This is a genomic window from Burkholderia savannae, assembly GCF_001524445.2.
In the GTDB taxonomy this organism is placed as follows: domain Bacteria; phylum Pseudomonadota; class Gammaproteobacteria; order Burkholderiales; family Burkholderiaceae; genus Burkholderia; species Burkholderia savannae.
On the sequence record NZ_CP013418.1, the window covers coordinates 2,341,224 to 2,353,381 of the forward strand.

The 12,158-nt window shown below is 57.2% G+C and carries 8 protein-coding genes and 1 pseudogene; 2 read left to right on the top strand and 7 right to left on the bottom strand.

The window, feature by feature from the left end:
• Positions 1 to 36 precede the first annotated feature (36 nt).
• From WS78_RS31380 to WS78_RS31405, 6 genes and pseudogenes are all read right to left on the bottom strand, one after another.
• Positions 37 to 699, bottom strand: coding sequence for a response regulator transcription factor (locus WS78_RS31380; protein WP_038745896.1), 663 nt, complete (start codon positions 697 to 699; stop codon positions 37 to 39).
• A 537-nt stretch (positions 700 to 1,236) separates the two neighbouring features.
• Positions 1,237 to 3,621, bottom strand: a complete 2,385-nt coding sequence (locus WS78_RS31385; protein WP_059576827.1) for a fimbria/pilus outer membrane usher protein — start codon at positions 3,619 to 3,621, stop codon at positions 1,237 to 1,239.
• Between the two features lie 359 nt (positions 3,622 to 3,980).
• Positions 3,981 to 4,646: a fimbria/pilus chaperone family protein gene (locus WS78_RS31390; protein WP_231752720.1), complete on the bottom strand. Its 666-nt coding sequence runs from the start codon at positions 4,644 to 4,646 to the stop codon at positions 3,981 to 3,983.
• A gap of 665 nt (positions 4,647 to 5,311) precedes the next feature.
• Positions 5,312 to 5,971, bottom strand: a complete 660-nt coding sequence (locus tag WS78_RS31395; RefSeq protein WP_082717459.1) for a DUF1120 domain-containing protein — start codon at positions 5,969 to 5,971, stop codon at positions 5,312 to 5,314.
• A gap of 257 nt (positions 5,972 to 6,228) precedes the next feature.
• Positions 6,229 to 6,603, bottom strand: a pseudogene (locus tag WS78_RS37865) (transposase); the annotation flags it as partial.
• A 130-nt stretch (positions 6,604 to 6,733) separates the two neighbouring features.
• Positions 6,734 to 7,390: a DUF1120 domain-containing protein gene (locus WS78_RS31405; RefSeq protein ID WP_059576821.1), complete on the bottom strand. Its 657-nt coding sequence runs from the start codon at positions 7,388 to 7,390 to the stop codon at positions 6,734 to 6,736.
• Positions 7,391 to 8,537: 1,147 nt separating this feature from the next.
• Between WS78_RS31405 and WS78_RS31410 the strand changes: the two genes are divergently transcribed.
• On the top strand, positions 8,538 to 9,233 hold the full coding sequence (locus WS78_RS31410; protein ID WP_038745906.1) for a response regulator transcription factor: 696 nt from the start codon (positions 8,538 to 8,540) through the stop codon (positions 9,231 to 9,233).
• Positions 9,234 to 9,737: 504 nt separating this feature from the next.
• Here WS78_RS31410 and WS78_RS31415 read toward each other — a convergent pair.
• A complete protein-coding gene (locus WS78_RS31415; RefSeq protein WP_038745908.1) occupies positions 9,738 to 10,031 on the bottom strand; it encodes an H-NS histone family protein in 294 nt (97 codons plus the stop codon).
• Positions 10,032 to 10,799: 768 nt separating this feature from the next.
• On the opposite strand from WS78_RS31415, the gene WS78_RS31420 reads away from it, so the two are divergent.
• Entirely contained in the window at positions 10,800 to 12,125 is a 1,326-nt protein-coding gene (locus WS78_RS31420; protein ID WP_059576819.1) for an MFS transporter, read from the top strand.
• The last annotated feature ends 33 nt before the right edge of the window (positions 12,126 to 12,158 follow it).

Genomic DNA, 12,158 nt, shown 5'->3' on the forward strand with positions numbered 1-12,158 from the left:
GAACGTCATAAGGCCGTTCATCACAACAGCAACCGATCAATGACTGGTCGTGTCTTCGACCAGTTTCACCTTCAGCGCATATTTGAGAAGATCAATGTCGCTGTTGAGGCCAAGCTTTCGCATGGCATTGGCTTTTTGAGAGCTGATGGTTTGTTTGCTTCGCTTCAGGCGGTTGGCAATTTCGTTGACCGACAAGCCGGACGTGAACAGGCGCACGACTTCCATTTCCCTCGGCGATAACGGAACGCTTCCGTCCGGCGACTTGCCATGACCGCTGTTGACGATCGTCTCCATGGTCGGAGAAAGGTAGGAACCCTTCGCATAGCTGGCGTGAATTGCTGCAATGATGTGTCCGACCTCGTCCGATTTGCTGAGAACCGTGGAAATGCCGTGTGAAATCAGATTGTGGATGATCGCGGGGTTGCTGATCATCGTGAGCGCAATCAAGCGGGTGCTCGGATATCGCCTTTGGATATACGAGAACAGAGAAATGCCGTCTCCGAAGTTGTCGTCCGGCATGTTGTAATCCGAAATGACAACATCGCAAGGATATTCATTGAGCGCAGACAGCAGTTCAGTGGAATTTCGGCAAGCGCTCACCACTTCTATCGAGCTGACAGGAGCCAGCGCGTGAAGCAGGCCGGTCAGTACAGCGGGATGGTCATCCGCGATGATGACCTTGATGGAAAAAACAGTCATCTTGATTTTAAGTTACATGGTTTGCGAAGTTTTGTGAAAGCGCGTGACATTTTTGAGATTGGCTGAAATTCCATCTCGATATTTGGCTTTTTCTATCGATCTTTATCAATTCGATAATTTGAGATTCATTTGGCATTGGCGGATCGGGTGTTGAAAATTCATGTCGAAAATCGTAAGGCGAAGCCCGAAAATCGGCGCATCGCGGTTTGATGCGATGGATATGGAGCTTCAATAAAATCACACTTCGAAGCCGATGAGGCCATCATCATCGATGATTAATCGACGTGTAAGATGCAGATTAAATTACAAATGCCGGCAGTGCCATCGGACATGTATTAAAGGGTTGAATTTGTCAATATTTTACAAATTCAATCGCGGGAAGAGTTGTGGATCTCGTTTTGTTCATGAAGGTGAAGATGGATTGTGCAATTCTGCCTGTGAAGGATATGCGAATTAAGAAGGCGCATACTTGGCATGTGCGCCTTGGCGTCGGGTAGCGTGACGCGCGATGCGAGGCTGGTTGCGGACGATCGCTGATCAGCCGCATGATCCTTCGGCTTCTTCATAAGGTTGATCCGGATCGAACAGTTCGGGCGCGTCATAAGTAACGCGGCATTCGCTTCGATTGACGCCTGACAACCTGATCGGCTTGCCGATGTCGTCATCGGATAGGATGAAATTTCCGTCTCCGACGATCGTGCCGAGGAATTGCCCTTGCTCGTCGAGCACGGTGGTGCCGACCGGTGCGGTGGCCCCTGTCGAATCTCGTATCGTCAACATGAGTTGTCGCGTTTCGGTTGCGTTGATCGTGCGTGTGAGCACGCTTCCTCGTCTGAGTCCGATGTCTACGGTCGTCGTGTCTAGGCGCACATTCATGGGGAGGCTTTGCGTATCGAGCCGAAGCTGGGCTTTCGTGTAGGGCGTCACTGAAGGAATGATCGCGGTGCCGAGCGGATTGGTGATGGAGGTGCCGCCGGGAGCGCTGATTCGCAGCCCCTTCTGGTTTGGAACCGATACGATGGCGAACGTATCTCCGATTCGACTGGAGGCCGTTCCGAATAGTCCGTTGGCGTATGCGATGCCTCCACTTACGGACACGTAAGTAGACCGTGAATTGGTCGTGCTCTGAGCGACGCCTGCACCGATCTGAGCAAGACCGGTGTTCATGCTGAAGGATGCGTTCGCGGTCTGGCCGTTCTTGTCGCCCGATGCGCCAATGGAATAGGAGCCGTTTCGTCCCAGCCGATTGCTGTAGGACGTGCCGAACGTGAGATCGCCGCGCTGCGACCGGGCGCTTCGTGCGCTCAAGGAGCCGCCGCCAAGCGGAATCGACACGTTGGCGTATACGCTGCTGCCGTATTTGGGGCTGATTTGTGCGGCAAGGCTGACGTTCGCACGGCCGATCTTGCGGCCGATGCTCAGCGTGTGAGACAGGGTGCTCGAAGCGCCGAAGAAACTGTTGTACGAAAGTCCATACGTAAAACTGCCCCAGCGAGGATGCGCCCAGTTTACCGACGCGTTCGCCGAATGCTTGGTTTGGCCCGCTCCGGTGGCGTCGCGAAGCGATCCGAGTGCAACATCGGGCGTGGTATAGCGATTCGAGCGCGAAAGCCACGAGGCGGACGCGAACACGTTCCCTCCGATCCGGGTCGAGCCTTGCAACTCGAATTGATATCCTTGACCCACGCCGGCGGCTCGTGAATAGCGCACTCCACTTGCAAGCCATGCCCCGGATTCCACCGAGAGTGTTCCTTGGGCGCTCGCATGAACATAGCCGGGGGCGGCAAGCGCGGCGGTCGACACGCGAAGATTGTTGAACGCCGAGAAGGAGACTTCGCCCGTGGCGAAGATCGCGGGCGTGCGCCTTCCGTCGGAATGGCCCGCGTCCTGATAGCGGCCGATGGCTGCCTGCCAGGTCATCGGCTGCTTCGCGTCGGCATAGCTCATGCCGACGGGCATCTCGAAGCGTCGCTTTCGCCCGTCCTGTTCGGTGATTTCGATCTGGAGATCGGCGTTCTGCGCGACGTTGCCGATGTCTGACAGCATGAACGGCCCAGGCGGGACGATCGTGCGATAGACGACACGGCCGCGCTGACGTACTTCGACGGTCGCGTTGCTTTCCGCGATGCCCTGAATGGGAACAGTCAGTTGTCCTCCGCTTTGCAGGCTGTCCGAACCGATTTGAACGCCGAGCATCGGCAGGCCGCCCAGACTTTCGCCTGCGGAAGTGAACTGGCCGATCTGCGCGATGGCGCCCCACGCGTCGACGGTACGCGAGAGGTAGGTGTCCTGCAATTGATACGAGAATCCATTGCTGGAATTTGTCAGCGATCCTCGATTGCGGAAAGACCAGTTTCCGATATTGAAGCCGGGCTCAATTCGCGCCTGAAAATAATGATTGTTGCCGAAACGGGTATCGAAGCGCTGCGCGAAGACATCGTAATTCAGCAACATCGCCTTACCGCCGGAGTGCAGTCCGTCGTCGCGCCGCTTCGGATCGAACGCTTTCTCCGGCACGGTCATGTCGATTCGGAACTGCCCCGGATGGAGTTTCATGTGAAATTCCGGCCACATTTGCTCGGGGTCGACGCAACCGGCCAGGTCGGACGGTTTACGCAATCGCAGCGTGCCCAACAATGCGGCGTCGAAGCACGGATCGCCGTCGTCATCAAATTGAACGTTCGTCGTGTAAGTCTGATGGGCGTTGAGTGCGATCGTGACTTCCTGTCTGCCGGGGAGAAAGCGCGAATCGCCGCTGAAGAATTTTGCGATGTCGGCGGAATAGCCTCGCGCGATCAGCGTTTGTGTGTCGAATTCAACAGCCGCGCTGGACGAAGGCGACGAGACGGCGAGCGCGTCGCTGCTTCCCCATCCAATGAAGAGGAGCAAGCTAAGCGACAGGATCGACCGTCTTGCGTGCACAACGTATCTCCCGGCAGCGGTGCTGTTTGAGTTGGCGAGGGAAGGGGGCCGCGTTGATTCGCAAGCCCTCTACAGGTGAAAGGCGCAACTGGCCGTGCGCGCCGGACGGAAATGGCGCGAGCCGCATCGACACATGAGCCGCGTGCGTGGCGGCGATGCGGGCGCAGGGTCAATGGCCGGCATCGCTCGAACAAGAGCGTTCGTTCCGCGACGAGCGCGCGGGTGGCCATTAATGTGAATGATCGTCGCGTCGCGAGGCGAAATCGCCCGGCGGCGCGAATGCAGCGGACTGGGGCGAGAGACGAGAGTTGGCTGGTTGACGTCGGCGAGGTGATGTTGCCGACTTTCGCTCCGCCAAATTAACGCTGGACCGGCATCGTGACTGCGGGCAATACGAGGCCGTAGCGGCTGAGCGGAACGATCTCGATTTTGTCGGCGGCATCGTCTATTTCAACAGTTCGAGACTCGCCAGGCATCAGGTAGGCATGCGGGAGCGCGACCGTCTTGTTCGCGGGCAACAGCTTGACGCTTGGCGCGAGGCGGATCACGTGCGTGCTCGGATTGCTGAGCGTCAAATGTCGATCCGCAAGGCTGAGCTTCAAGTTATCCCAAGGGGTTTTGGAAACGGGAACCGCGCCGGCTTGAACCAAAAAGCCGATTTCCTGGCGTACCGGCATCACGAGCGAGCCGCGGCCGGTTTGCGATACCCCTTCGAACGATGCCTTGAGCATGTACTCGTGCTCGAGTTTGGCCCCCTTCTTGAGCGAAAATTTGATCTGCTGACTTTGGCCGGGATCGATGCGTGCGATTGGCGGCGCAATCAGAATGCGTTGACTGAGTTTGTCTTCGCCAAGATCTTCGAGCTTGCTGACGAGCAGCATGGGGCTTTCGCCGTCGTTTTTGACGTTGAAGGCGACGCGTTGATCCGTTTCGTTGAAGATGATGGTTGGGCTCTCTAGGGTAAAAGTAGCTGCTTGGGTCTTCAGGCAGAATGCTGAAAAAATGAGGAGCAAGAGTGTTTTCATGAGAGTAATTCGAGAATTGAGAAAGTGGGGCATGAGATTGGTTTTTAAGAAATATCAAATATTGATAAATAATGTAGACGTGATGCTATGCCGTTGTTTCGATATGTGGAATGTTATCTTTTGTGCCGCGGGTAAGGGATGGGACGAGTCTTGTTGTTCGGTAGGACAAGTACTACGTTGTTAAATGCATGTATAAGATGGGATGGGGATGGTGAGGCGACTGAATTTTGAAGATATTCAGGCATGGCTAACGCATGGCCGCGTGATCATTGCGTGATGAGATGTAGCTGTTGTTACGGAAGGTGCGAGATGAAATCGAATGACATTAGGCCAGATGACATCTTTGATGTGGTATATCTCGATCGATGTCTCGACTTGGAAGCTGCCGCGTGATCATGGTATGAGGAGAAGCGTCATAAACCATTTATTTTCTGAATCGCCAAGGTCCGGCTTACGCAGTGCTATTGAAAATGAGTAAAAGCGCCGCCTCGTGAGCGACGCCAATATGAGAGCGAGCAGTCATGCACTTCCGATTGTGAGGGCGACTGCCTGGTTATGATGCAATGATTTCTTATGCTTTACGGGTTGCGTCATTGGGGAAATTTGGCATCATGTTTATTTTGAGTAATATCCTGCTGGGTGTTGTGGGAGGTTATAAATATTTTTTAAATGCCAAATGCGAACGTGAGCGTTATGGAACCGTCCAGATCGACTGTATCAGTAAGTGCGCCATTCATCGATCCGCTGCCGGCCAACGTCGGCGTGACCACCAGATCGGCTGTAAATGTTTGGCCGGTTGCCTGCTTTGCACTGCTCCCCTGGCCAGTTGACCAGCCGTGTCTGTTTTGGCCACTTGGATTTTGGAGATACACGTCGCTGCTCCCCATCATGCCTCCACCGTTTGGCCAGGCTGAGAATACGGTAGAGTTTTTCCCGTCCACGGTGCCGTTCTCCATCAATACTGTGTAGTAGCCAAGCTTTCCATCTGAATTGACCTTTCCTAAACCGAAGTTGCTTGGATTTGCTTCGGAGGTTGAATCGGAACGATTATCCGTCACAGTGAAATTCAAAAATGTCGTGGCATCGCATTTTACGACCCAAGTTTTTGTCATTGAGGAAAGTGTGGTCTTTTCATTTCCAGGTTTGATGAGCGTCGATGGAAGGTGACCAAAGTCGTAAACTCCTTCTCCTGGAGAGCCAATGATGCAACTTGGAACGTCTATTTTTCCTTTGACGGATAGATCGATCGTCGGCTTGTCGGCATGTGCGCTCGTCATGAGGGAAAATGTAGACGCGGCCGATAATGTAAGAAGGATTGCTTTCATATTTAAACGTGATTGGAATTTGCAAAAATTTCTGTGTGATGTATTTGTATCAAGGAAATTAGGGGCGTTGTGATGCAGGGATGTGGGGATTAAGCTGATGCGTGGCTGTCGTTAAGGAAGGTATGTGCGGATCATTTTCCGAGTGTCGGGCATCTCGTTCCGCCCGTTGATTATCAAGGTTAGAGGCGCTCGCAAATGCTCGACCGTCCAGCCGGCGGTGAATATGCCAAAGTGCCCGGTAGCGACCCATGCACCTTCTATGCTTTACGTATAGCCTTTCGCGCCATCCATCGGTTGCCCAGTGCAAACAAGGTGGTGATTTCGGCAATGTTCTTCGTCAGGCCGCGGTATCGCGTCGTTGTATGGCAGAACTGGCGCTTCGAGACTCGAAGCAAATGCTCGGCCCTGGCATGGATGCCGGCTTTCGGGCGCTCGATCTGGTCGGACATCGCATCCAGGCGGTCGCTGGAGACCAATTACCTGCGCCCGCCGGGCCTCATCGCGATGTGCCGGCGCAACAAGCAGCGTTCGCGGCGCTTCTCGATGCTCGGACATCCGGCATCGGCGTACACGGCCGTCTCTTCGCCATGCACTGGCGCCTCGGCTACGTTGATGTCGTGAACGTTGGTTGCGCCATTTCCGTCGCCGGCGCATTTGCCTTGGGTAACTTGCTGACATCCACGAAGCGTTCTACAACTCGGCTGCTGCGTGATCTGCTGAAACACCTTGCAGCGCACTCAGCAGCCTTTATGAAACAGCCTCTTAGAGGCCGAACGCGAAAGTCAGCGTTGCGGAGCCGTCCAGATCGACTGCGTCCTTCAGCGCGCCACCCATCGTTTCGGTGCCGGCGAGAACCGCTTCGACCACCATGTTCGCGGTGAAAGTCGTTCCGGCCATCTGCGATGCGGCGCTTTCGCTTGCCCACCCGTGCGTGTAGTTGGCGAGCTTGTTCAGTTTTTGAGATGCGGCGATAACGCCCGTACCACCGAGAGACGTGTTCGGCGTTGCATACACTCGTGCCTTTTGGCCATCGACCTGCGCATCTTGCATCGTCACCGTGTAGTAGCCCAATTTGCCGTTGTCGTTGACCATACCCAGGCCAAATGCGGTGTTGTCCGTCGAACTCGACGAAGCGCTGCGATTGTCCGTCACTTTGAAGCTCATATACGTTTTGGCATCGCAGTTCACGGTCCACGCCTTTTCCATCTTGGTAAGCGCCGTAGTCGCCGTACCGCTCTTGATCAGCGTCGGCGAAATTTTCCCGTAGTCGTATACGCCATTGTCGGCCGCGGCGACGGTACAGGCCGGCACGTCAATCGTGCCCTTGACGATAAGGTCTTGAGCCGGTGCTGCAGCATGAGCTGCCGTCGTGCCGAGCATGGCGATGGACAGCGCGAGAAGAGAGGTTTTCAGTTTCATGGATTCGAGTTCCCAAGTAGAAAAAAGCCCGGAGGCCGGCATATTCCCGATAAACCAGACGGTCGTTGCGGAAATCCGTGACTGAGATGCTAATCAACGAGGTTTGTCCTAACACTGGGACAGGTCCTGTTTTGGATCGAACTCGTCCTAACCCGCGGGCGCGCAACACCGCGAAAAATACCTGTGGACACGAGCCGCGCGTCCGGTGCGCGGTTGGCAGCCTGGCGCCACGCGCAGGAATGCCGTCGAGGCGACTGTACGGAGTGCAGAGCGAGCGGAGAGGATCGCAGCGGCAGCCGCCATGCGGCATGAACGCAGCTTTTGCCGGTGCGGGATTGCAGTGCATGCCGTCCGGGATTGTCGTTTGGATGCTTGTCGCACAAGCGTTGCAAGAAGGAGGCGATAGGCAGGGCAATGCATGCGCGTGAGAGCGTCGTACCGTCGAACATCGCTCGCTTTGCGATCCCGTCGCTTAGTTCGAGCGTGGACGCCGTACTCAACTCACGAGCCCCGTAAATCGGAAGAGCGCTTCGAAGGCGTGCCAAAAGCGTCTGTACGGTCGCCGCGCGCCGATGGAAATTATTATGTGACCCTTAATGTGGGTGTGACTCACGCTATAGGGGGCGATTCCGGAGCGTGATTTCGGTCGGGTAATTTCGGAATGGATGCGTCGATACACGATCCTGGTGGGCTGTATCCGGATGCTGTTTGGACGTGGCTCGCAGCCGTGTGCGCCTCTTGTGCATAGTGCAGCAGGACGATCGGTCAATTCGACTGTTCTTGCGCGGCGCCACATCGAGCTTAATCAATTCGACGAGACAGGTAAAACTTACGCGGCGCGCAGTAATTGTTAAATATTGTTTGTAATGAAATTGCCGAGTGTTTTGTAATTATAATGTAAACATGTAGGCAGTAGGCCGCTAGATTCATGTTGTCGTGAATTGAAAATTATAAAATGCATCAACTTATTGAGTTTTCAATGAAGTGGTGAGCGAAGATTGTTTGCCGCGCGCCACGTTGCTTGTCTAGCGGCAAAAATGGAGATCGACGTTATATAAACCCTATTCGTTCTGAACAGTTGATCGATTGATTCGGGATCGAATGAGGCGCGTGGTCGATATGACGTTGATACAAATTTGGGGGTGAAATGAAAATCGATTTGATTGTCGCTGACGACCATCCCGCACTGATAGCCGGAATAGAGCATGCGCTGAGCAGATCCAGTGCGATCAGAGTCGCAGGCACGGCAAGCAATTCCACTGAATTGGTCGATCTGCTCGCGTGCGAGCGATGCGACATCCTGATTACCGATTACGCCATGCCTGGCGGCAGCCACGGTGACGGCCTTGGGCTGCTTTCGTTCCTGAGGCGCCATTACCCCGATTTGAAGATCATCGTATTCACGGCGATCGACAATCCCGCGCTCATCGCGTCGATGGCACGGCTGGGCGTGCGTGCGATCGTGAACAAGATGGACCATATCGACAACCTGATTGCGTCGGTCCAGGCCGTCTACGCGGGAGCAACGTACATTCCGGCGGACGTCGATGCATTCGTGTCGTCGCGAATTGCCGACGACGGGCAAGCGCTGTCGATCGAGCGGCAGCTCTCGGCCCGGGAATTGGAAATCGTGCGTCTTTACGTATCCGGGCTTTCCGTCAACGAAATCGCTGCCTATCTTCATCGCAGCAAGCAAGCGGTCAGCACGCAAAAGATGAATGCGATGCGAAAGCTCGGCATCGAACGCGATGCGAGCCTGTTCCGCTTTGCGTATGAAACCGGCCTCATGGCGGCCGGCGTGCCGTCCGGCGCTCCGGTCGGGGTGCAGGCGGCGGCGTATTGATTGCCGCTTCGCCGCGACGCCGGATCGTTCCGCTCGTCACGCTATTCTCATGCGGCAGGCGTCCTGTTTCGCACAACGACACGCGGAGCTCGCGGTCGCGACGCAACATGCGCGGTTCGGGTAAGCAAAGCGCTATCGGGCAACGAATCGCTTAATGCGCCGGCGCTTGCATGGAGCAGCCATGTTGCGCCTTGCGCTGCGAGCCGTGCGCGAATGCGTGCGCGGCAACATGACAGGCCCGCGATCACCGGCACCCGCTCAACCGGAAGGCGGTTTCCGTCGCCTCGTCACGTATCGCCGCGTGCCTCTTTTTTCGACGGCTGCAATGCTGGCCGACGCTCGGCTTGGCCGGATGCCGAACTGCCCGGAGAGCGGCAGCCGGATCGGCGCGCGACTCCGGCCGAATCTCCGGTGGAATCTCCGACCGAATTCGCCGAGCGACGCAATCGCGCCTTTGTGCCGGCCATCACGCTCGACGGCACCGCGCGGTTCGGCGCCGCGATTTCATCCCAAATGATCGTTGTCCTGGTGGCTCGACAATTCGAAAACCTTCCTGTCCTTTCCGCGTATCCATGCCGGTTCTCGCCCGAGCCCGGTCCACGTCGAGCCGCTGACCGGGTCGTAGTACTTGGGTTCGCGCTTCTTCTTCGAAGAAAATACTTCTTGAGGCGTAAAGCCGAATTCCGCGACGCATTCGCGAATCTCCTGGAGCACTTTGGCTGAAATCGCCTTGCGTTCCCGGTCCAGGGATGCCTGAAGCGATTTGACGTGTTGTTTGTACTCTTGATAACTGTTCATGCCTGAATTCTTTCGATCGAATACGATATTCGATTGGTGAGGTATGCCGTTGAATAAACTCGATATTGTTGGATGGTAATTTAAAGATTGATCATTTGTAATGGGACAAGTATGGATTAATGGCGCTTTAAATCGCGATTGCCGAAATTCAATCGCCGGCCTCCGTCCTTCCTCGGGCGTCGCGCAATGGCGATGATGTTCGTGGTGCGGCCGGCAGCGGGAACGCCGAGCTGATTCCGGCCGGCCGCGGCCACTTGCCGAAAATGCCGCGACGAGGCGCAAGCGGCTTGGAGGCTCCGCGATGTGCGGATCGTGGGCGGAGCGGGCCGCGATAGCGGTCATTGGCCGTCGGAGGTCGCTGAGGGGAAGCGTCGCGGTGATTGAACGAACGGCACGAGAAGCGGGGCACGTGTGCGCCGTCCACCGTCGACGCCGACGCAATGGCTGCGCCGCGCGCAAAAGCAGCGCCGCCGACGCTCGAGACTTTCGGCATGGAGCAACGCGTCGTCCATTCCGATGAACGGAGAAGCGAAAAGCGGAAAAGCGGAAAAGCGGAAAAACGCAAGACCGGACCAGAGGACGAGCGATTCGCGCACACCGCGGGCAACGCCGGCGCGCACAGAGGCGGATGGGCAGATCGCCCCGCATGTACATTTGCACTATAAATCTCGCCTGAATGTCACGTCTATAGTGCATTCGCCCGATGAATCCCCGGCGCGACGTCCCTACCATACGGCTCACACGATATAAAACGATCCGGAGACGCGCATGACCCCTCCCTCCTCCGTCGCGGCGCGGCCCGCATCGGACCCGCTGAACGACGGCTATCGCAAGGTCGCGTTCCGGCTGATCCCGCTGATCTTCGTCTGCTACCTGTTCAACTATCTCGATCGCGTGAACGTCGGCTTCGCGAAGCTGCAGATGCTGAGCGACCTGCAAATGAGCGAAACCGTCTACGGTCTCGGCGCGGGCATTTTCTTCGTCGGCTACGTGCTCGCGGGTGTGCCGAGCAATCTGATCCTGCGGCGCGCAGGCGCGCGCGTGTGGATCGCGATCATCATGATCGTGTGGGGCGCGCTGTCGTCGGCGCTGTTGTTCGTGAAGACGCCGGCGTCGTTCTATACGCTGCGCTTTTTCACCGGCATCGCGGAAGCCGGGTTCTTTCCCGGCATGGTGCTCTATCTGACGCAATGGTTCAGCGCCGAGCATCGCGGCCGCGCGATCGCGCTCTTCATGTCGGCGATCCCGATCTCCGGCGTGATCGGCGGCCCGCTGTCGGGCTGGATGCTCGACCACTTCTCGGCGGGCCAAGGCGGGCTCGCGGGCTGGCAGTGGCTGTTCCTGCTGCAGGGCGCGCCGACGATCGTGCTCGGCGTCGCGGTGTTCGTGTTTCTGCAGGACCGGATCGAAGACGCACGCTGGCTGTCGGGCGACGAGAAAGCCGCACTCAACCGCGCGATCGCGACGACGGCGGCCGACGCCGCCCGCGCGTCGTCCGGCCAGCCGCACACGTTGCGCGACATCCTGCTGAACGCCGCCGTCTGGAAATTCGGCATCGTCTATTTCTGCATCCAGATGGGGGTGTACGCGATCAACTTCTGGCTGCCGTCGATCATCCGCTCGCTCGGCGTCGGCGGCAGCGGCGCGATCGGCTGGCTGAGCGCGATCCCGTATCTGTTCGCGAGCATCGCGATGATCGCCGTCGGCAAATCCGCCGATGCGCGCCAGGAGCGCCGCTGGCATCTGAGCGTGCCGATGGCGGTCGGCGTCGCGGGGCTGCTGATGGCCGCGCAGGCCGGCAACGCGATCGTGCCGGCGATGATCGGCCTCGTGCTCGCGACGGCGGGCGCGCTCACCGCGCTCGCGATGTTCTGGCCGCTGCCGACGCTCGTGCTGACGGGCACCGCCGCGGCGGGCGGCGTCGCGCTCATCAATTCGCTCGGGCAGATCGCCGGGTTCGTGAGCCCTTACATCGTCGGCTGGATCAAGGACGCGACGCAGCGCACCGATTTCGCGCTCTACATCCTGTCGAGCACGATGGTGGTCGGCATCGTGCTCGTGATGCGCACGCACGCGCGCCGCGCCGGCCGCTGACGCGGGCCACGCCGCGCCTTTCGTTCCTGCATT

Bases quoted from the DNA above. Each gene is read 5' to 3' on its own strand.
- WS78_RS31380 (WP_038745896.1), bottom strand. From the start codon at position 699: ATGACTGTTTTTTCCATCAAGGTCATCATCGCGGATGACCATCCCGCT.
- WS78_RS31390 (WP_231752720.1), bottom strand. From the start codon at position 4,646: ATGAAAACACTCTTGCTCCTCATTTTTTCAGCATTCTGCCTGAAGACC.
- WS78_RS31395 (WP_082717459.1), bottom strand. From the start codon at position 5,971: ATGAAAGCAATCCTTCTTACATTATCGGCCGCGTCTACATTTTCCCTC.
- WS78_RS31405 (WP_059576821.1), bottom strand. From the start codon at position 7,390: ATGAAACTGAAAACCTCTCTTCTCGCGCTGTCCATCGCCATGCTCGGC.
- WS78_RS31410 (WP_038745906.1), top strand. From the start codon at position 8,538: ATGAAAATCGATTTGATTGTCGCTGACGACCATCCCGCACTGATAGCC.
- WS78_RS31415 (WP_038745908.1), bottom strand. From the start codon at position 10,031: ATGAACAGTTATCAAGAGTACAAACAACACGTCAAATCGCTTCAGGCA.
- WS78_RS31420 (WP_059576819.1), top strand. From the start codon at position 10,800: ATGACCCCTCCCTCCTCCGTCGCGGCGCGGCCCGCATCGGACCCGCTG.